The sequence below is a fragment of the Gammaproteobacteria bacterium genome (assembly GCA_013697705.1).
In the GTDB taxonomy this organism is placed as follows: Bacteria; Pseudomonadota; Gammaproteobacteria; order UBA6002; family UBA6002; genus UBA6002.
Genome location: JACCWJ010000008.1, coordinates 1 through 19624, shown reverse-complemented (window position 1 = coordinate 19624; position 19624 = coordinate 1). Strand labels below are relative to the sequence as shown.

The window sequence follows — 19624 nt, the reverse complement described above, 5'->3', positions numbered from 1 at the left end:
AATCATGACAAGAATAAGAAAAGTATTTATTAGAGCCCTAGTCATTATTTTATTTTTTAATGCGCCTAGTATTTTTGCGCTTAATTTTGCACTGCCAAGTAGCAGTAATGATGTTGTCGGCACCATAACCACCGGCATCGTTCAACCGGGAGATAATTTTGCTTCAATCGCGAGACGATATGATGTGGGTTATTGTGAAGTGGAAGAAGCCAACCCAGGGGTTAACCCTGATGAGCCTCCAGTTGGAAGTGTGTTAATTATACCCAGTCAGTATGTGCTGCCCGATGTTCCGAAGGCAGGCCTTGTGATCAACCTGGTGGAGATGAGGCTATATTTTTTTCCTACCAACAAACGTGAAGTGCATGTTTTCCCTGTAGGGATTGGACGCGAAGGATGGGAATCACCACTGGGCGTATGGACTATTATTGAACGCACGCCTCTTCCCACCTGGCATGCCCCTGAATCTATTCGAGAAGCGCGCGCAAAAGAAGGTGTTTTTATCCCTAAAGAAGTGCCTCCGGGTCCTGAAAATCCACTGGGGGATTATGCGATGCGTTTATCAAATCATACTTATTTGATTCATGGGACTAATGATCCTAGCGGAGTGGGCCGCAGAAGTAGCGCAGGTTGCATTCGAATGTATCCGGAAGATATCAAAAAATTATTTGAGATGACTCACAATGGCTCCCCTGTCCGAATCATTAACTACCCATATAAGGCAGGCTGGAAAGACAGCAAACTCTATTTGGAAACGCATCTACCCCTAAATGGCGTATTGGCAGCACTTGACCCTGATCATAAAGATGCAGAACAGGTAATCAAAAAAGCAATAACACGCAGGGGCGCGGCTTATGTCAACTGGTCTAAGGCCCAAGCCGTTGCAAAAGAACAGCAAGCTATCCCTCAAGAAGTGGGCCGCAGCACCGATAAAAGGGATGAGTAAGGGTTAATCGATTATCGGGCTAACCATCTCCGGATTTAATTCCGAAAGATAATTACTGATAGGTAGAAAAGAAGGTTTTTCATCAGTACGCCCTTTGTATTCAATGAGGCCTTCTTTCAGACTTTTCTCGCTAATAACGAGACGATGTGGAATTCCAATTAAATCCATATCAGCAAACATCACGCCGGGACGTTCATCGCGATCATCAAATAAAACTTCCCACCCTGCAGTTGAGAGTTCTTCATAAATTTTTTCAGCCGCCTGTTTTACGTCGGGTGAACGGTACATGTTGACCGGAACTAATGCTATCTGGAAAGGCGCCATGCCGAGTGGCCAAATTATGCCCCGCTCATCATGGCTTTGTTCGATAGCCGCTGCAACAATACGCGACACACCAATGCCATAACATCCCATCATAAGCGCCACTGCCTTGCCATCTTCCCCTAGGACGGTGGCTGACATGGCTTGGCTATATTTATTTCCGAGTTGAAAAATATGACCGATCTCAATTCCTCTTGCAAATTGTAAGTTCCCTAGCCCATCGGGACTTTGGTCACCGGCGACAACAAAGCGCAGATCAGCGATTTGTGGTAAATCGAGATCACGTTTCCAATTCACATTCTTAAAATGTTTGTCATCTTCATTAGCGCCACAAACAAAATCTGCAACGAGGGCTGCATCACGATCAATTATTACTTTAAAAGGGAGATTGATCGGTCCAATCGATCCTGGTTTACAGCCCAACTGCTTAACTATGACTTCAGGACTCACCAGTTGCAGAGGTTGTGCTACTTCGGTAATTTTTGAAACTTTCACCGGATTTAATTCATGATCTCCACGCAATACTAAGGCAATAATGTCATCGTTGCTGCCGGTTACCAATAATGTTTTAAGTATTTTTGTGGGCGGAATTTGTAAGAAATTACTTACTTCTTCAACAGTGTAACTACCGGGCGTAGCGACAATTTCTTTTTCGCCGGTGGGTTCTTGAGGCGTGTTTTCAATAAATGCTTCCGCGCGTTCGATATTTGCTGCGTAGGGGCCGCTATCACTGAAGGCTAAAAGGTCTTCGCCTGATTCAGCTAAAGCATGGAATTCATGTGAATAGCTGCCGCCAATACTCCCAGTGTCAGCTAATACGGCTCTAAACTTAAGTCCTAATCGTGTAAATATGGCGGCATAAGCCCCATACATATCATTGTAGGTTTTTTCAAGTGATGGGCTATCGATATGGAAGGAGTAAGCGTCTTTCATCATAAACTCTCTCGCTCGCATTACACCAAATCGTGGGCGAATTTCATCTCTAAACTTGGATTGAATTTGATATAGCGTCAGCGGTAATTGTTTGTAACTTCGGAGCTCTCTTCGGACGAGATCTGTAATAACTTCTTCATGGGTGGGACCAAAACAAAACTGGCGATGATGGCGGTCCTCTATTTTTAGTAGTTCAGTGCCAAATTGATCCCAGCGACCTGTTTCATGCCATAATTCTGATGGTTGAATGGCTGGCATCAATAGTTCGAGTGACCCAATGCGATTCATTTCTTGACGGACAATATTCTCTACTTTTCTAAGTACTTTCAGCCCAAGAGGTAACCAGGTATAAATACCCGACGTTAATTTACGAATCATGCAGGCGCGCAACATAAGCTGATGGCTGATTATTTCTGCATCTGCAGGAGTTTCTTTTTGAGTCACTAAAAGATATTGGCTGGTCCGCATTTTTTTCTCGACTTAGTTTAGGGTTAATTATGTTACTCTAGCATGCAATTAAACCATTGAAAAATTTTCTAAACACCTTATTAATACCCGGTATCTCTGAGGTTAAAAAAATAGAGGAGTCCTAAGCTATGCCTATTTATGAATACAAATGCCAATCTTGTGGCGATCACTTAGAAATTTTACAAAAAATGTCTGATACTCCTTTAACGGATTGTCCAAAATGTGGTAAAAATAGCCTCGAGAAAGTCATTTCTTCTACACAGTTCCAATTAAAAGGGACGGGATGGTACGCGACTGATTTTAAAAATAGTGGCAATCCCTCAAAAGCCAAAGAGGCTGCCCCTTCTTCAACTGAAGGGGGTAGTGAGAAAAAACCCGAAGTCAAATCGACGCCTTCTGACTCAGAATAAGGGCTAAAATGATTCGTCGTTATTTTATTGCTGGCCTTTTAGTTTTATTACCCATTTGGGCAACCCTGCTCATTATCAAATTCATGGTTAACTTGGTTGACCAAAGTTTGTCGTTATTGCCAAAGGGTTTGCATCCCGATGTGTTGCTAGGCGTTCATATTCCTGGGCTGGGTCTTATCTTTACCTTAGCCATTGTGTTGTTGACTGGCATGTTAGTAACCAATTTTATTGGGCATTGGTTTTTGGGTTTGTGGGAAGGATTATTAGCGCGCATTCCCTTGGTTAGATCCATTTATACTGCGGTGAAACAAGTATTAAATACGTTATTTACTCCGGGGGGAGAATCTTTCAGAAAGGTACTATTAATTGAGTATCCTCGTAAAGATGTCTGGACGATTGGCTTTCAAACTGGAGCAGGTATTACCTTGCCGGGGAGCCAAGCGCAGGGGGAGTTAGTAACGGTATTTGTGCCTACCACACCGAATCCCACGGCGGGGTTTTTACTGCTCGTTCCTAAGCAGCAAGTCGTAGAATTGAAAATGAGCATTGATCAGGCGCTTAAATATGTGATTTCTCTCGGTGTAGTGCTTCCGCCATTCATGGCAGAACAAATGCTGCGGACAAATAAAGAATCTATTTAACAGGATAATATTATGCGAAGCCATTATTGCGGTCAGGTAAATGAATCATTAATTGATGAAAAAGTTGAATTATGTGGGTGGGTGCATCGACGTCGTGATCATGGCGGAGTTATTTTTATAGACCTGCGCGATATCAAGGGACTGGTTCAAATTGTTGCGCATCCTAACCGCCCCGACGTTTTTAAGATTGCTGAAACACTGCGTAGCGAATATGTCATCAAGGTGATAGGTAAAGTTAAGCATCGTCCCGAAGGCACTGTCAATAATGAGCTGAAGACGGGCAAAATAGAAGTCATTGCAGACGTGATAGAGATTTTAAATGCAGCAGAACCGCCACCTTTTAGAATAGATGAATTTCAAGATATTGGAGAAGACATCCGATTGCGCTATCGCTATATCGATTTACGCCGACCCGAAATGGCCAGTCGCATTGTGTTTCGAGCAAAAACGATTCAAATTATGCGTCGCTTCTTAGATGAGCTAGATTTTATTGATATTGAGACCCCCTTCTTAACAAAATCAACCCCTGAGGGAGCGCGTGATTACTTGGTCCCTAGTCGAGTTAATCCGGGTTGTTTTTATGCGCTACCTCAGTCACCACAAATTTTTAAACAGCTATTGATGGTTTCTGGGATGGATCGATATTATCAGGTGGTGAAATGTTTTAGAGATGAAGATTTACGTGCTGATCGTCAGCCAGAATTTACTCAGCTTGATATTGAGATGTCCTTTATCGATGAACACACCATACAAGTATTGATGGAAAAAATGATCCGCAAGCTGTTTTTGGAGATGTTAGGTATCGCATTGCCGGATCCTTTCCCCAAAATGACCTATGCGGAATCCGTAGAACGTTTTGGAATTGATCGGCCAGATCTACGTATTCCTCTTGAACTCGTTGAAGTCAAAGACTTGTTCCAAGACGTAGAGTTTAAAGTGTTCGCAGAACCTGCTAATGATCCCAAATGTCGCGTGACGGCACTTCGTCTACCTAAAGGTGCTGATTTAAGTCGTAAAGAAATTGAAGATTATACCCAATTTGTAGCGACTTATGGCGCAAAGGGCCTGGCTTATATCAAGGTGAACGATATAAACAACGGCTTAGAAGGCTTGCAATCTCCTATTTTAAAATTCATACCTGAGCCCATCATCCAAAGGCTGCTAGAACGATTACAGGCTGAGTCAGGCGATATCCTCTTCTTTGCTGCAGATAAAGCGCAAGTGGTAAATGATTCCTTAGCCGCTCTACGCGTGAAGTTGGGTCATGATAGAAACATGGTGGAAGGTGGCTGGCGTCCTATTTGGATTGTCGATTTCCCCATGTTTTCTCTAAATGAAACGGCGAAAAGGTGGGAGTCATTACATCATCCTTTCACCGCGCCTACAGTGAATGATCCTAAAGCATTACTTGATAATCCCGGCGAATGCCTCTCTCGGGCATACGACATGGTGCTAAATGGTATCGAGGTTGGGGGAGGTTCCATCCGAATTGATAATATCAAATTACAAAGTGCGGTGTTTAAATTACTCGGATTATCCGAGGAACAGGCGCATGCTCAATTTGATCATTTACTTTCAGGATTAAAATTTGGGTGTCCTCCTCACGGAGGAATTGCCTTCGGTATTGATCGTTTAGTGATGTTAATGACCGGAAGTAAATCCATTAGAGATGTCATCGCCTTTCCGAAAACCCAATCAGCCCAGTGTCCATTAACCCGAGCACCTGCTGAGGTTACCAATGAGCAATTACTGGAATTGGGTTTGAAACTCAGAAAAGTAATGGCAGAGGCATAATGCGGGTGGAGGTTTCTTAAATGGCGGGGCATAGCAAGTGGGCAAATATCCAACACAGGAAAAAAGCTCAAGACTCTAAACGCGGCAAACTCTTTACAAAATTAATTCGCAATATCACCGTTGCCGCTCGAAGAGGGGGCGAGGATCCTGAGTCTAATCCGTGGCTAAGAACGGCGATCCTTAAAGCATTGGGTCAAAACATGACCAAGGACACCATCGAACGCGCTATTAAGCGCGGAGTTGGCACTGATCAAGACGATATGGAAGAAATACGCTATGAAGGTTATGGTCCGGGGGGAGTCGCAGTTTTAGTCGATTGTCTTACCGATAATCGCAATAGAACCGTAGCAGATGTTCGCCATGCTTTTTCTAAATGCGGTGGTAATTTAGGTGCGGAGGGTTCCGTAAGCTATTTATTCAATAAAAAAGGGTTAATTACGTTTGCTCCTAAAATTGATGAAAACAAACTGATTGAAATAGTGCTTGAAGCAGGTGCTGATGATATTTGCACGCACACTGATGGTAGTATTGACGTGTTTAGCAGTCCGGAAAATTATGAAATTGTGCATCATGCCATTACTGCCGCTGGGCTCGAACCAGAAGAAAGTGATATCACCATGTTGCCTTCTATTGAAGTTCAGCTAAACAAAGATAATGCTGAAAAGATGATGAAGCTCATCGAAATGCTGGAAGATTTAGATGATGTGCAAAATGTTTATTCCAATGCTGATATTAATGAAGCAACACTCGCCCAGCTGGAAAAATAGAACTTCAAAGGAATAAAATGATTATTCTCGGAATTGATCCCGGCTCCCGCATAACTGGTTTTGGTGTCATTGAAGTAATCGGAAATCATCATCGTTATGTTACCAGTGGCTGTATTAAAACAAAGGGTGACGCCTTAAGTGATAGGCTCTACCAGATCTACAATGGCCTCACTACCATTATCCAACAATTTAATCCTGGCCAAGTTGCCATTGAGAAAATTTTTTTTAAAGCTAATGCAGACTCTGCTCTTAAACTAGGACAAGCACGTGGTGCGGCCTTTGTTGCCGTGGCAAACTTTAAATTGCAGCTCGCTGAATATGCCCCTCGCCTAATTAAAAAAACGGTGGTGGGATATGGCGATGCAAAAAAAGATCAAATTCAACATATGATCAAGATGTTGCTCTGTCTTTCTGATATACCTCAAAGCGATGCCGCGGATGCATTAGCAATTGCAATTTGTCATGCAAGCCACCAAGGAGTTTTATACCGTGATTAGTTTTCTTCGTGGATCACTGCAATTCAAAAAACCTCCCATGTTGGTGATTGAGGTGCATGGCATCGGATACGAATGCCAAGCACCGATGTCTACCTTCTATCAATTGCCCGAGGTAGGGCAGGAAGTTTTTTTGTATACCCATTTTGCAGTGCGTGAAGATGCCCAGGTTTTATATGGTTTTTATCAAGAACAAGAACGTGCACTATTTCGTTCATTGATTAAAGTGAGTGGCGTTGGCCCCAAGTTAGCGCTTGCCATTTTATCCGGTATTGATCCTAATCAATTCGTCCGGTGTATACTGGATCATGATGTTAATGCGCTCACGCATATCCCTGGTGTAGGAAAGAAAACTGCAGAACGACTAATGATAGAAATGCGTGACCGCTTACAAGATTGGGGTTTTCAGCCCATAGAGATGGATCTTTTAACATCGAAAGAAAAAGGCGATCGCCTCACGCAAGACGCCTTGAGTGCGTTGGTTGCATTGGGCTTTAAACCTCAAGAGGGCAGCAGATTAATTTCGTTAGTTGATGCAGAATATCAAACAGCAGAAGAGTTAATTCGCTTTGCTTTACAAAGCACTCTAAAAGGAGGCAAGAATGATAACAACGGATCGTCTAATAAGCGCCAGCTTACAGAATGACGAAGCAGCCATCGATAGAGCAATTCGACCGAAGAAACTTGCAGAATATATCGGTCAGCAAAGTGTTAAAACCCAGATGGAGATTTTTATTACAGCGGCCCGCAATCGCAGGGAAGCGTTAGATCATGTATTAATTTTTGGTCCTCCCGGCCTGGGTAAAACGACATTGGCTACCATCATTGCCAACGAAATGGGCGTTTCGCTTAAACAAACTTCAGGGCCAGTGTTGGAAAAAGCAGGAGATATAGCCGCCTTACTTACCAATTTAGAACCTAACGATGTTTTATTTATAGATGAGATTCATCGTTTGAGTCCTTATGTAGAGGAGATACTCTATCCTGCTATGGAGGATTATCAATTAGATATTATGATTGGAGAAGGGCCCGCTGCCCGATCAATTAAATTAGATATTCCCCCTTTTACGCTAGTCGGAGCGACGACGCGTGCAGGTCTGTTAACATCGCCACTTAGAGACCGCTTCGGAATTGTGCAGCGTCTGGAATTCTATCAAATAGATGATTTAACAAAGATTGTTACACGGTCGGCTCAAATTTTAAAATTGCATCTAGATGAAGACGGAGGCAACGAGATTGCTCGGCGGGCGAGAGGAACCCCGCGTATTGCTAATCGATTGTTGCGACGTGTCCGGGATTATGCCGAGGTAAAGGCGGATGGTAAGATATCGGGACGCGTGGCCGAAGAAGCATTAAATCTGCTCGATGTAGATATGCATGGGTTTGATATGATGGACCGAAAGTTGTTGTTGGCTGTCATTGATCGATTCGAAGGAGGTCCTGTAGGAATCGATAGCATTGCTGCGGCGATTGGTGAAGAGCGTGGCACGATTGAAGATGTTTTAGAACCCTTTCTTATTCAGCAAGGTTTTTTGCAGCGCACTGCACGAGGAAGGATGGCCACAAAACATGCCTACTTGCATTTTGGGTTAGAAATGCCCAAAGATAGATTAATAGAACAGGCTCAATTATTTAATGATGGAGTCTAAAACGGTGACAGGTGCAGCTGAGTTAGGTCAAATGAAAACATTCACATTTAACCTGCAGGTTTATTCTGAAGATACTGACACATTTGGTATTGTCCATCATGCTAATTACATTAAATTCATGGAACGCGCCAGATTAGCCTGGTTATGGAATTTAGGACTACGAATTGACCATTTATTTTCAGAAGGCATTTTTTTTGTCATTAAAAAAATAGAGATAAAGTATTTATCTGCCGCTCGTTTATATGACGAACTTGAAATTATTAGCACGGTCATTAGTATGAGACGAGTTTCCAAAGTTTATCTTCAAATTATTAGAAGTAAGGTAGATCCATCTACCGAATATTGCAGAGCCACTATCGAAGTTGTGTGCGTTAATAATAAATTGCGGCCACAAGCAATGCCGCCTGAATTGTTGGAGAATAGGCAATGAATACCGATCCTAGTTTATGGTCTTTTATTGCAAATGCAGGCCCTGTCGTTAAAGTGGTTATGCTCTTGTTAGCCTCTGCTTCAATCGTCTCATGGGGCATTATCTTTCAGCGATCGATGCTACTCAAAAAAGCACGTTCTGGTTTGAATGAATTTGAAAATCAATTTTGGTCAGGTGCAGATTTAAGCCAATTATTTAACGGTTTAGAGGGCCGCAAACAAGAATTAACGGGCTTGGAAAGTATATTTTTTTCAGGGTTTAATGAGTTTTTGCGCCTACGTCAACGCGGTTTACATTTCGATGCAGTAATGGAGGGCGCCCAAAGAGCGATGCGTGTTGCCCATGCGCGAGAACATGATAAGCTTGAAAATCAATTATCCTTTTTAGCCACCGTCGGCTCAACAAGCCCTTATGTCGGTTTATTCGGGACCGTTTGGGGAATCATGACGTCATTCCAAGCGTTAGGGCAAGTCTCGCAAGCGACTATTTCAATGGTAGCTCCGGGAATTTCCGAAGCCCTCATCGCAACAGCAATGGGACTATTTGCGGCTATCCCTGCCGTAATTGCGTATAACCGCTATGCGAGTGTCGTGGATCGTCTTTCCAATCAATATCATACATTTTTAGAAGAACTAACGAGTATCCTTCATCGCCAAGGTGTGCCTGAAAATAAACGTATGAATGAGGCTTAAGATGAGATCTAATCGTAAACCGATGGCTGAAATTAATGTCGTTCCCTACATCGATGTAATGCTGGTCTTATTAGTTATTTTTATGATAACAGCGCCACTTTTGTCTCAGGGAGTCAATGTGGAATTGCCCAATGCAGCCGCAAAACCTCTAACGCAACAAAAAGAACCCATCATCGTCAGCGTTAATAGCACGGGTCAGTATTTTTTAAATATTTCCGCGCAACCTGAGCAGGAGGTGGCCGCGCCTACCCTAAAAGATAGTGTCTCGGCGGCGCTACTGCTGAGCAAGCAGCAAGGCGAATCTAGAAGCGTTTTTGTGAAAGGTGATAAGCATGTTGCGTATGATAAAGTCATACAAGCCATGGTATTACTGCAACAAGCGGGTGCTGAAAGTGTGGGTTTGATTACTCAAGATGAACCCTCACCGTAAAGGTGTAAGTGTCGGTCGCAATTTGGTTGAATAGTAGCGTCCTCTCCGTCTTTGTTTATTAGAGGTTGGTATGCAACAGTCGTATAAAATTCCAATAATTATCTCGGTGTTACTCCACTTCGCACTATTTTTATTGCTATTTTTACATTTCGGTCCGACCCAAACCGTGGCTGTTAAAAACGTCAATATCGTCAAGGCGGTAGCGATTAATGAGAAGGAGCTTCAACAAGCCACCGCTGCCCCACCCCCGCCGCCTGCCCCTAAGGTTACGGCTCCTTCACAAAATGAAATCCGTCATATAGAGCAAGTGGCGCTTAAAGAGCAAGAATCTCCCCCGGTTAATAGTGCTCAACAGGAAGAGTCTAAACCGCCTGTGAATAGCGTAAAACCAAAAGAGGCACCTTTACCTCAGCAACCAACTTTGGCGTTACAAGAACCCAAGTTGGAGGAAAAACTTGCTTTAAAAAAACAAAAAGAAAAACAAGCCACCGATTTAAAAAAGAAAGAAGAACAGCTAGCCAAAAAACAAAGAGAAGAAGAGGCGCGGCAATTGCAAAATGAATTGGCTTCCGAGTCTAAAAGTGTTACTCCTAATCCAATTTCCAAAAATCTAAAAGCCAATGAATCAAGTGATGAGACATCAGAAAATTTAGAAGAGCAACTTAGCGCAGAAAAAAAACAAATGGGAGAGGCGCAAGCCATTCAAGCCCAAGAAGGCGAAATAGATAAATATAAGCAGATGATAATTCAGACTATCAGTCGTAAATGGATGATACCGGATGTTGAGGATAAAACCCTGGCTTGCCAACTCTTAGTGCACGTAGGACCAGGCGGCATAGTGCTCAATGTCGAGGTACTAAAAGAAAGCGGGGATGCTACTTTAGATCGGTCGGCTAGAAATGCCATTATGAAGGCATCGCCGCTGCCGGTCCCAGAAAATTCAGAATTATTTGACAATTTTAGGGCGCTGAGGTTAACTTTTCGGCCGCAGGGTATAATTTCAAGTTAGCTCTAGCCACATACTGGAGGTCATCACATTGCATCAATTATTAAAAATTACGGGTTACTTACTCTTAGCCGTCTGGTCACCTTCACATGCAGCGGTAGATTTGGAGTTAACTCAAGGGGTAAAGAGTACCATCCCTATAGCTATTGTTCCGTTTGATGGCAATGCATCATCGACAGAACTACTGGATATGTCCGCAATAATTAATGCAGATCTACAAAATAGTGGGCGTTTTAACGTTCTTGATCGGGCAAAGATTTCAGAAAAACCGCAAAATGCTGAGCAGGTAAATGCAGCCACCTGGCAAAAATTAGGCATGGATAACGTCGTGGTGGGAACAGTGAGGCCAACACCTGATGGAAAGTATCAAGTTAATTTCCAGTTAGTAGACACCAACAGTGCTCGTAAGGACAGCGCAGAGGCTAAATTACTCACTAAAGAATTTATGGTCCCAAATAAAGGCATGCGTAAACTCGCTCACCATATTAGTGATTTAGTGTATGAGAAATTGACGGGTGATAAAGGCATTTTTTCAACACATATTGCCTATGTGGTAGTTGAAAAAAATCGCAATATTCCTGTTCGATACCGTTTAGAGGTTTCTGATATCGATGGGTATGATCCTAGAAGTTTAATCGTATCCAAGGAACCCATAATGTCGCCTTCGTGGTCGCCTGATGGCAATCGAATTGCCTATGTTTCATTTGAGAAGAATCATGCTGGCATTTACATCCAGGAAATTGCAAGTGGTAACCGACGCTTAGTGACCGACTATCCGGGCATTAATGGAGCACCTTCATGGTCACCTGATGGTTCTAAATTAGCATTCACCCTTTCTAAAGAGGGGTCTCCGAGCATTTATACCTTAGACTTAGTCAGTAATGGTTTGGTGCAACGCACCAGTGGCGGGTCAATTGATACAGAGCCAAGTTGGGCTCCGGATGGAAAATCCCTTATTTTTACGTCTAACCGTAGTGGTGGTCCGCAGCTTTACAGGGTTGATTTAGCCTCCGGCGGTGTTCAGCGTGTCACTTATGAAGGGAATTATAACGTTAGCGGTACTTTTTCTCCGGATGGTAAAAATATTGTAATGTTACATCAAGAGGCGGGAGCGTATAGTATTGCTATCCAAAATTTACAGAATGGCAAAATTGATATTTTAACAGAAACTGGTAGGGACCAATCACCTCGGATTGCTCCAAACGGGAGTATGGTTGTATTTTCTACAAAATCAGGTTCTAAACAAATATTGGGTATGGTTTCAACAGATGCCCATGTGCAATTACGATTGCCTCCCAGAGAGGGGGATGTAAGAGAGCCTGCGTGGTCGCCCTTGTAACATTTTAATTAGAATAAAAACTTAGGAGAATACTATGCGTATAAAACACTGGATTTCGGTTGCATTAGCTTGTTTTTTGGCTTTAACTTTAACTGCTTGTACGACGCATAAGAAAATACCTAACAATGTGGGTGTAGTAGATGCAACAAGAATGCACGGCGGGCCAGGAGGTGAATCTTATACCGAAGGAATGGGCGGAGACTCATCCAGTTATGCTGAGAGTAGTAAATGTCGCCCGGGACGACTAGCGCCTAAAGCGGAACAACATTATTTCTTTGATTTTGATTGTAACGATGTTCGACAAGATGGAATGGCTTCACTACAGATGCAAGCTAATTATTTAATTAAACATCCTAGTACGAAAATTCGACTTGAAGGAAATACTGACGATCGCGGCAGTCGAGAGTATAATGTCGCACTAGGTGAGAGACGCGCCCGTGCCGTCTTAGATGTATTGAAACAATATGGTGTATCTTCAGGGCAGGTTACAATAGTGAGCTTTGGCGCCGAAAAACCAGCAGCAGGTGGCGAAGATGAAAGTTCTTATCAATGTAACCGTCGCGTGGACTTAATTTATTGCACTGAGTAAAGAGATTTATGAAGCATAAAAGAACTCTTCTATGGCTTGTGTTATTAATGGGTATTCCCTGTGCAGCTCTGGCTGCACAGGCTCCCGTGGTTGATTTAAGTCGCGCTTCGCAACAAGACATGCAAATTAATCAAGGATTGGAGGTCGATCAAGGTGAACCCAATGTACCTCCAGCACGTCAAAATGAAACAATGGAACAAAGAGTTGTGCGCCTAGAGCGTCAGCTTTCAAACCTCACTGAAATGAATTACCCCAGTAAACTTGAGAAAATGCAGCAAGACGTACAACAACTGCACGGTCAGATTGAAGTGCAAAATCATGATCTTACTCAGTTGAAAGAACAGGTGCGTAATTTCTATCAAGATTTGGATCAGAGGATTACCAAGCCAAAACAAGAGGTGAGTACGCCTTCTGACAAAAAAAGTATTAGTGCCCAAGACAACACAAAGATTGATTCTGATGAAGCCGCTTCGCCTATCTCAGAAAATAATAAAACCAAAGAATTACAGACATATGAAACAGCATTTAGCTTGCTCAACAAAAAAGACTATGAAAAAGCCACCCTTAATTTTCAAAATTTTATAAAAGATTATCCCAACAGCAGTTACACTGTAAATGCGCATTATTGGTTAGGTGAAATTTTTTATCTTAAGAATAAACCTGAACTAGCAAATAAAGAGTTTCAAACAATTATCGCTAATTATCCTGATAATCCTAAAGTGGGTGATGCAATGTTGAAAACTGCATTAATCGCAATGGATGCAGGAAACTATTCAAAGGCGAGACAAAATTTAATTAAGGTGCAAAAACAATTCCCTGGAACTACTGCTGCTAAGATCGCAGCATTACGTCTCAAAGAAATCAAACTTAAATAGTAACTGCTCGCCCCTAGAAGCAGACGTCCACTTTTGGCGGAATTTAAATGGTTTTTCACAAGAAAACTGCTCACATACTCATGTATGCTCCGCCTTTTCTTGTGAAAAATCATTTAAATTCCGCTCAAAATTGAACGTCCTAGCCAACTAATCACTGGTAGATGTGGGTAGTTACCTTAAATAGTAACTGCTCGCCCCCATGGACATAGGATAGGCCGTCTTGGGTAGATTTTGCTTTAAAGTCTGCGCATAGCGGACCGAGTAGATACCTTAATTCAGAGATAATAGTGGATTTGCGAATTACAGAAATTTTTTATTCCTTGCAAGGGGAGACGCGGACGGTAGGATTACCGACTGTTTTTATTCGTCTTACGGGGTGTCCTTTGCGCTGTGGATATTGCGATACCGCTTATGCCTTTCATGGTGGTAAAAGCAGGTCAATCGATTACATTCTTCTTGAGACAGAAAGATATAAGCCTAAATATGTTACCGTAACAGGCGGCGAGCCTCTGGCACAGCCCGCTTGTCATGACTTGCTGGAAAAGTTATGCGATAGACAATATGAAGTTTCGCTGGAAACGAGTGGCGCTATGGATATTGCTGCAGTTGATCCTAGGACCGTGATAGTCATGGATATTAAAACACCGGGTTCTAAGGAAGTGGCTAAAAATAGATACTCGAATATTGATCACTTGAAACAGACTGATCAAATTAAATTTGTAATCTGCGATCGAGCAGATTATGAATGGGCAAAAGAATTACTTATTACCAAATCTCTTAGCCATCGCTGCGAAATATTGTTTTCCCCTGCCTATGAACAGCTAGATTACCACCATTTAGCGGATTGGATTATCGAAGATAATTTACCGGTTCGTTTTCAAATACAACTACATAAAATAGTATGGGGTAATACACCTGGTAAGTGACCTTAACTTGGCTATAATGCTTAATTGCGTTTTGAATAATTAAACGTTATTTTGTAACTATTCGGCCAAAAGAGACGTTCGCATTACAGGCTGAACTGGTATGTTATTTTTTCGTTTTGAAGAAGGGAGAGCGAAATGTTAGAGATTGCTGGCAGCTCGAATCAAGCGCATTTCAAGAATTTGAAAATGCATCTGCAATCACGAATTCTGGGTCAAGAAAATCTAGTGACTAGATTACTTATTGCGTTAATCGCAGATGGCCACTTATTAGTTGAGGGCGCTCCCGGGCTTGCCAAAACAACTGCTATCAAAGAATTAGCTGCTTGTATTGAAGGGGATTTCCATCGTATTCAATTTACGCCTGACTTGTTGCCTTCAGATGTCACGGGTACTGAAATTTATCGTCCTCAAGAAGGAACATTTCATTTTCAACATGGCCCCATCTTTCATAATCTAATACTCGCCGATGAAATCAATAGAGCTCCAGCCAAAGTGCAATCTGCATTATTAGAAGCAATGGGAGAACGGCAGGTAAGTATTGGACGTTTAACGTATCCTTTGCCCGAACTGTTTTTAGTGATGGCCACCCAAAATCCAATCGAGCAAGAAGGCACCTATCCTTTGCCAGAAGCCCAGCTCGATCGATTCTTAATGTTCGTGCGTGTTTCTTATCCCTCTGCGGACACCGAAAAACAAATTTTGCAGTTAGCTAGAAATAACCTGCAAACGGTTCCATCCACGCCTAAATTTATTTCCCAAGAAACTATTTTTAATGCTAGAAAAGAAATTATGGCATTACATTTTAGTGCTGCACTAGAAGAATATTTGGTGCAGCTTGTCATTGCGACACGAAATCCTAAACCTTATGGAGCTGAGCTGGTTAAATGGTTACGTTTTGGTGCCAGTCCTCGTGCCACCATTTATTTAGATCGATGCGCGCGCGCGCATGCGTGGCTTAATGACAGAGACTATGTGGCGCCTGAAGATATTCATGCCGTGGCGCACGAAGTACTCAGACATCGCGTTTTATTGACGTTCGAAGCGGAGGCAGAAGGAATCAGTCCAGATCGATTCGTTACTGAGTTACTTAACAGAATTGCAATACCATAGTGTACATTTTATGCAAGGCGTGACGATCACTCTCGATGAGTTGTTAGCACTTCGATATTTAGCAAATAAAGTGAGCTTGCCTCAGCAACGTGTTTCAACAAATTCACAACAGGGCAATTTCCAGTCTGCATTTAGAGGGCGTGGAATGGATTTTGTGGAAACGCGTATTTACCAACCGGGTGATGATATTCGAACCATTAATTGGGCAGTCACTGCGAGAACAGGCAAACCTCATACCAAAATCTATCAGCAAGAACGAGAACGTCCTGTTTATCTTATTTTAGATTTCAACCCAAGTATGTTTTTTGGAACACGCGTAGCATTTAAATCTATTATCGCTACCCAAGTTGCTACTTTAATTGCGTGGGCTTCCTTAAAAAATGGTGACAGAGTAGGTTCGCTTTTGATTAAAGATACTTTTCAAGTGACGCTGCCGTGTCATCGCAAACATTCTCTTATCGAACTTCTCAAGTATCTCGTCGATTTTTCCAAGCCGCACTTTAAAGAAAAATGCGATCATGTGCTTGCATTTAAAAGGTTAAAAAAAGTCATCAAATCGGGGAGCCTAATTTATTTTCTGAGTGATTTTTATTCGTTTGATGACGCACTGAAAACAGAACTTCAACAACTTGCTCAGAAAAATGAAGTTAATAATATTTTCATTTACGATCCACTCGAAAAAGCTGCGCCGAATAAGGGTCGTTATTTGTTTCACAATAATGTACAACCCGAAAGTCTTTTATTAAATACCCACGATCTCGCTTCTTGTGATCAGTATGCGGAATTCTTTACTGAGCGTTTGAGTGCATTAAAGAAATTTTGTTTTGCAAACCGCATGCAACTCACAGAACTTTGCACCAGTGATGATTTTGTCAAAGTGACTCGGCAACTACTTAATCGGAAGTTGTAATATGGCGGCAGATCTTATTCATCAATTACGCGATATACACTACCCACCACCGGTTCCAATCTGGCCCTTAGCCGTGGGTTGGTATTATGTATTTGGATTTTTGTTAATCATCATGGCGGTTATTTGCTATTGGTGGTTAAAGACAATGCAGAAACGGCGTCTTAAGAAAATTGTGCTGCATCGCCTAGAACAATTACAGGTACAACAAGATTCTCAACAGAATATTGCGGAAGAATTATCTATGTTGTTGAAACGCGTTGCGTTAGCTATTTATCCTCGACGTGAGGTGGCAGGGTTGTATGGAGAAGAGTGGCTACGTTTCTTGGATAAAACCTCGTTAACAACTGAATTTTCTCAAGGTGCAGGAAGGTTGCTGGTCATTTATCCCTACCAGGGAAAGGCTGAGCCACTGCCGGAGCAACTTTTTCATTTAATAAAAAATTGGGTGAAAAAGAATTTATGATGAGTTTTGATAATCTTTGGTGGCTGGTTTTATTGCCACTTCCGTGGATAATTCGTCAAGTTATTAAACCTGTATTGACACAATATGATGCGGGTTTGAAGGTGCCTTTCTTTTCCTATTTACAAACTCTCAAGAAAAATGAAACTAAAAAATTAGAATTTAAGCAGCTTAATTTGGCTTATTTTGTATGGTTGTTATTGTTGATTGCGGCAGCAGGACCAGAATGGGAGGGCAAAGCAATACATTTGCCCCGCGCAGGAAGAGATATATTGCTAGCAATTGATATTTCAGGAAGTATGCAAATTCCTGATATGCAGGTAAATAATCAACCCACCGATCGTTTAACTGTGGTTAAAAATGTCGCTGAGCACTTTATTAATGATCGCTCCGGGGATCGTATGGGGCTTGTTTTATTTGGTACGAAGGCCTATTTACAAACACCGTTAACCTTTGATCTGGAAACAGTAAGACATATGTTGCTGGACGCAACGGTGGGCTTAGCAGGGACCCAAACAGCGATTGGTGATGCCATTGGAATGTCTATAAAACATTTAAAAAATTACCCCAATGACAATAAAGTACTCATTCTACTGACAGACGGTGTCAACAATGAAGGCAGCGTCACTCCATTAGAAGCAGCAAAAATTGCAGCCAAATATGGCATTCGAATATACACCGTCGGTTTGGGTTCAAACCAAATTGTAGTGCCATCATTATTAGGTCCGCAGATATTGAGCGGAGAATATGAATTGGATGAAGACACTTTAAAAGAAATCGCTAGTGTAACTAAGGGAATGTATTTTCGAGCTAAAGATCCCGAAGAGCTAATGACGGTTTATGAGCAGCTTAATAAAATCGAAGCGCGCATGGGGGAAAAAGAAGTATTTCGTCCCAAGACACCTTTGTATTATTGGCCATTGGGTTTAGCATTTTTATTAGTAATGTATGTGATATATAAGTCATTACCAAGAGGTGGCAATTAATCATGGAATTGCATTTTTTAAGACCCTATTGGTTCTTAGCCATCATTCCTATGCTTATTTTATGCTGGCAATTATCAAAAGTCTCATTGGTTGATAATTGGCGGTCTATCTGTGATGAACATTTGCTTGCCCATTTGCTTGTCAAGCCGAAGCATAATCTAAAACTGCCTATAGTATTATTAATCGCTGCAAGTATGCTCACTATTATCGCGCTTGCTGGACCGAGTTGGCAAAAGCAAACCCAGCCTATTTACCAGGCCATGGTGGGAAGAATATTAGTGTTAAATCTTTCTCCTTCTATGGCTGATACAACCGGCTCTATTAAAAAAATTGATCGAGCTCGTTTTAAAATGCTTGATTTTTTAAACAAACAAAAAGAAGGTCTGACAGGGTTAGTGGTGTATACAGATGAAGCCCATACAATTTCACCTTTAACAGATGATGCGCATACCGTTGCCAATTTTGTACCTTCTCTTGATCCAAGTATCATGCCTACCTTCAATGATGATACGACAGTAGGGTTGAAGCAAGCAGGAAAATTATTCAAGCAAGCTGGCCTAAATAACGGCTCAATTGTTTTAATTACGGATAAAATTACCCATTACGGTGCGGCTAAAAATATTGCAAGCACTCTTTATGCAGAAGGCTATCGTTTATATATTTTAGATCTTTCGCAAAAATCGGTCGTTGATCCGCAGATGCAAAAACTTGCTGCAGCCGGTGGCGGGAAAGTTATCTATCTAACCCCAAATAATCGTGATGTTGAAAATATATTAGCTAAAACGAGTGTAAATAGTCTTATTACTCCCACAAAAAAAACCAAAGAAAAAGGTTATTTTTGGCAAGATAATGGCCGGTTAATTGTTTTTTTTATCTTACCCTTTGCGTTGTTAGCTTTTCGAAAAGGATATTTATAAAAAATGAGTGCTTATCTTCGCATTATTTTGTGTATGTTATTTTTTAGTAGCACTAGCTATGGAATGAGTTGGCAGGATGTGTGGTGGCGTAAAGATCAACAAGGGATGAAATTGTTGAAGCAAGGTCAAAACGCCCAAGCTGCGCAAACATTTGAAGCTCTCCCTTGGAAAGGAGTGGCAAACTACCGTGCTAAAAATTATGACAAGGCCGAGGAAGAGTTTAAACAACAAACGGGTTTCGAGGGTGATTATAACCTTGGAAATTCTTTGGCCCTTCAAGAAAAATATCCCGAAGCAATTGAGGCTTATGAGCGCGCGATAAAACAAAATCCCAAGTTTGAAGATGCCATTTATAATCGGGATTTAGTTAAGAAAATAGTGGAACAACAAAAAGCTAACAAGCAAAATCCTAAAGATAATAAAGATAATAAAGATAATAAAGATAATAAAGATAATAAAGATAATAAAGATAATAAAGATAATAAAGATAATAAAGATAATAAAGATAATAAAGATAATAAAGATAATAAAGAT

General features: G+C 41.6%; 23 protein-coding genes. 22 read left to right on the top strand and 1 reads right to left on the bottom strand.

What is annotated here, in order from left to right:
- Positions 1–4: 4 nt before the first annotated feature.
- Entirely contained in the window at positions 5–943 is a 939-nt protein-coding gene (locus H0U71_02520; protein MBA2653925.1) for a L,D-transpeptidase family protein, read from the top strand.
- 3 nt (positions 944–946) lie between these two features.
- On the opposite strand, the gene H0U71_02515 is transcribed toward H0U71_02520, so the two are convergent.
- Positions 947–2665, bottom strand: coding sequence for a proline--tRNA ligase (locus H0U71_02515; protein ID MBA2653924.1), 1719 nt, complete (start codon positions 2663–2665; stop codon positions 947–949).
- Positions 2666–2793: 128 nt separating this feature from the next.
- Between H0U71_02515 and H0U71_02510 the strand changes: the two genes are divergently transcribed.
- From H0U71_02510 to H0U71_02410, 21 genes are all read left to right on the top strand, one after another.
- A complete protein-coding gene (locus tag H0U71_02510) occupies positions 2794–3075 on the top strand; it encodes a zinc ribbon domain-containing protein (GenBank protein ID MBA2653923.1) in 282 nt (93 codons plus the stop codon).
- A gap of 8 nt (positions 3076–3083) precedes the next feature.
- Complete coding sequence (locus H0U71_02505; GenBank protein MBA2653922.1) at positions 3084–3716, top strand: DUF502 domain-containing protein; 633 nt, start codon at positions 3084–3086, stop codon at positions 3714–3716.
- Positions 3717–3728: 12 nt separating this feature from the next.
- Positions 3729–5510, top strand: a complete 1782-nt coding sequence (aspS, locus tag H0U71_02500) for an aspartate--tRNA ligase (protein ID MBA2653921.1) — start codon at positions 3729–3731, stop codon at positions 5508–5510.
- A gap of 20 nt (positions 5511–5530) precedes the next feature.
- Complete coding sequence (locus H0U71_02495) at positions 5531–6277, top strand: YebC/PmpR family DNA-binding transcriptional regulator (GenBank protein MBA2653920.1); 747 nt, start codon at positions 5531–5533, stop codon at positions 6275–6277.
- A gap of 17 nt (positions 6278–6294) precedes the next feature.
- Positions 6295–6774, top strand: coding sequence for a crossover junction endodeoxyribonuclease RuvC (gene ruvC, locus H0U71_02490; GenBank protein MBA2653919.1), 480 nt, complete (start codon positions 6295–6297; stop codon positions 6772–6774).
- The gene (gene ruvA, locus H0U71_02485) at positions 6767–7417 is read left to right on the top strand and encodes a Holliday junction branch migration protein RuvA (protein ID MBA2653918.1); all 651 of its coding nucleotides are present in this window, start codon (positions 6767–6769) and stop codon (positions 7415–7417) included. The genes ruvC and ruvA overlap by 8 nt, the downstream gene beginning before the upstream one ends.
- A complete protein-coding gene (gene ruvB / locus H0U71_02480) occupies positions 7374–8420 on the top strand; it encodes a Holliday junction branch migration DNA helicase RuvB (GenBank protein MBA2653917.1) in 1047 nt (348 codons plus the stop codon). Before ruvA ends, ruvB begins: the two co-directional genes overlap by 44 nt.
- On the top strand, positions 8407–8850 hold the full coding sequence (locus H0U71_02475) for a YbgC/FadM family acyl-CoA thioesterase (GenBank protein ID MBA2653916.1): 444 nt from the start codon (positions 8407–8409) through the stop codon (positions 8848–8850). The genes ruvB and H0U71_02475 overlap by 14 nt, the downstream gene beginning before the upstream one ends.
- A complete protein-coding gene (gene tolQ, locus H0U71_02470; GenBank protein ID MBA2653915.1) occupies positions 8847–9542 on the top strand; it encodes a protein TolQ in 696 nt (231 codons plus the stop codon). Before H0U71_02475 ends, tolQ begins: the two co-directional genes overlap by 4 nt.
- Positions 9532–9972 (top strand): protein TolR, encoded by a 441-nt coding sequence (gene tolR, locus H0U71_02465; protein MBA2653914.1) that lies wholly within the window; start codon positions 9532–9534, stop codon positions 9970–9972. The genes tolQ and tolR overlap by 11 nt, the downstream gene beginning before the upstream one ends.
- A 70-nt stretch (positions 9973–10042) precedes the next feature.
- Positions 10043–10981 carry a cell envelope integrity protein TolA gene (gene tolA, locus H0U71_02460; protein ID MBA2653913.1) on the top strand — a complete coding sequence of 313 codons (939 nt, stop codon included), beginning with the start codon at positions 10043–10045 and terminating at the stop codon, positions 10979–10981.
- Between the two features lie 46 nt (positions 10982–11027).
- Positions 11028–12317: a Tol-Pal system beta propeller repeat protein TolB gene (gene tolB / locus H0U71_02455; GenBank protein MBA2653912.1), complete on the top strand. Its 1290-nt coding sequence runs from the start codon at positions 11028–11030 to the stop codon at positions 12315–12317.
- A gap of 34 nt (positions 12318–12351) precedes the next feature.
- Positions 12352–12906: an OmpA family protein gene (locus H0U71_02450; GenBank protein MBA2653911.1), complete on the top strand. Its 555-nt coding sequence runs from the start codon at positions 12352–12354 to the stop codon at positions 12904–12906.
- 8 nt (positions 12907–12914) lie between these two features.
- Positions 12915–13781 carry a tol-pal system protein YbgF gene (gene ybgF / locus H0U71_02445; GenBank protein MBA2653910.1) on the top strand — a complete coding sequence of 289 codons (867 nt, stop codon included), beginning with the start codon at positions 12915–12917 and terminating at the stop codon, positions 13779–13781.
- A 281-nt stretch (positions 13782–14062) separates the two neighbouring features.
- Entirely contained in the window at positions 14063–14707 is a 645-nt protein-coding gene (gene queE, locus H0U71_02440) for a 7-carboxy-7-deazaguanine synthase QueE (GenBank protein ID MBA2653909.1), read from the top strand.
- 135 nt (positions 14708–14842) lie between these two features.
- On the top strand, positions 14843–15817 hold the full coding sequence (locus H0U71_02435; protein MBA2653908.1) for a MoxR family ATPase: 975 nt from the start codon (positions 14843–14845) through the stop codon (positions 15815–15817).
- A 10-nt stretch (positions 15818–15827) separates the two neighbouring features.
- The gene (locus tag H0U71_02430; GenBank protein MBA2653907.1) at positions 15828–16727 is read left to right on the top strand and encodes a DUF58 domain-containing protein; all 900 of its coding nucleotides are present in this window, start codon (positions 15828–15830) and stop codon (positions 16725–16727) included.
- Position 16728: 1 nt separating this feature from the next.
- Positions 16729–17190: a DUF4381 domain-containing protein gene (locus H0U71_02425; protein MBA2653906.1), complete on the top strand. Its 462-nt coding sequence runs from the start codon at positions 16729–16731 to the stop codon at positions 17188–17190.
- Positions 17187–18173: a VWA domain-containing protein gene (locus tag H0U71_02420; protein MBA2653905.1), complete on the top strand. Its 987-nt coding sequence runs from the start codon at positions 17187–17189 to the stop codon at positions 18171–18173. Before H0U71_02425 ends, H0U71_02420 begins: the two co-directional genes overlap by 4 nt.
- A gap of 2 nt (positions 18174–18175) precedes the next feature.
- On the top strand, positions 18176–19090 hold the full coding sequence (locus tag H0U71_02415; protein ID MBA2653904.1) for a VWA domain-containing protein: 915 nt from the start codon (positions 18176–18178) through the stop codon (positions 19088–19090).
- Positions 19091–19093: 3 nt separating this feature from the next.
- A partial coding sequence (locus H0U71_02410) for a tetratricopeptide repeat protein (protein ID MBA2653903.1) occupies positions 19094–19624 on the top strand: 531 nt, incomplete at its 3' end.

What these genes read in the sequence shown, in the direction of transcription:
- H0U71_02520 (MBA2653925.1), top strand. Translation starts at nt 5, where the DNA reads ATGACAAGAATAAGAAAAGTATTTATTAGAGCCCTAGTCATTATTTTA.
- H0U71_02515 (MBA2653924.1), bottom strand. Translation starts at nt 2,665, where the DNA reads ATGCGGACCAGCCAATATCTTTTAGTGACTCAAAAAGAAACTCCTGCA.
- H0U71_02510 (MBA2653923.1), top strand. Translation starts at nt 2,794, where the DNA reads ATGCCTATTTATGAATACAAATGCCAATCTTGTGGCGATCACTTAGAA.
- H0U71_02505 (MBA2653922.1), top strand. Translation starts at nt 3,084, where the DNA reads ATGATTCGTCGTTATTTTATTGCTGGCCTTTTAGTTTTATTACCCATT.
- aspS (MBA2653921.1), top strand. Translation starts at nt 3,729, where the DNA reads ATGCGAAGCCATTATTGCGGTCAGGTAAATGAATCATTAATTGATGAA.
- H0U71_02495 (MBA2653920.1), top strand. Translation starts at nt 5,531, where the DNA reads ATGGCGGGGCATAGCAAGTGGGCAAATATCCAACACAGGAAAAAAGCT.
- ruvC (MBA2653919.1), top strand. Translation starts at nt 6,295, where the DNA reads ATGATTATTCTCGGAATTGATCCCGGCTCCCGCATAACTGGTTTTGGT.
- ruvB (MBA2653917.1), top strand. Translation starts at nt 7,374, where the DNA reads ATGATAACAACGGATCGTCTAATAAGCGCCAGCTTACAGAATGACGAA.
- H0U71_02475 (MBA2653916.1), top strand. Translation starts at nt 8,407, where the DNA reads ATGATGGAGTCTAAAACGGTGACAGGTGCAGCTGAGTTAGGTCAAATG.
- tolQ (MBA2653915.1), top strand. Translation starts at nt 8,847, where the DNA reads ATGAATACCGATCCTAGTTTATGGTCTTTTATTGCAAATGCAGGCCCT.
- tolR (MBA2653914.1), top strand. Translation starts at nt 9,532, where the DNA reads ATGAGGCTTAAGATGAGATCTAATCGTAAACCGATGGCTGAAATTAAT.
- tolA (MBA2653913.1), top strand. Translation starts at nt 10,043, where the DNA reads ATGCAACAGTCGTATAAAATTCCAATAATTATCTCGGTGTTACTCCAC.
- H0U71_02450 (MBA2653911.1), top strand. Translation starts at nt 12,352, where the DNA reads ATGCGTATAAAACACTGGATTTCGGTTGCATTAGCTTGTTTTTTGGCT.
- ybgF (MBA2653910.1), top strand. Translation starts at nt 12,915, where the DNA reads ATGAAGCATAAAAGAACTCTTCTATGGCTTGTGTTATTAATGGGTATT.
- H0U71_02435 (MBA2653908.1), top strand. Translation starts at nt 14,843, where the DNA reads ATGTTAGAGATTGCTGGCAGCTCGAATCAAGCGCATTTCAAGAATTTG.
- H0U71_02430 (MBA2653907.1), top strand. Translation starts at nt 15,828, where the DNA reads ATGCAAGGCGTGACGATCACTCTCGATGAGTTGTTAGCACTTCGATAT.
- H0U71_02425 (MBA2653906.1), top strand. Translation starts at nt 16,729, where the DNA reads ATGGCGGCAGATCTTATTCATCAATTACGCGATATACACTACCCACCA.
- H0U71_02420 (MBA2653905.1), top strand. Translation starts at nt 17,187, where the DNA reads ATGATGAGTTTTGATAATCTTTGGTGGCTGGTTTTATTGCCACTTCCG.
- H0U71_02415 (MBA2653904.1), top strand. Translation starts at nt 18,176, where the DNA reads ATGGAATTGCATTTTTTAAGACCCTATTGGTTCTTAGCCATCATTCCT.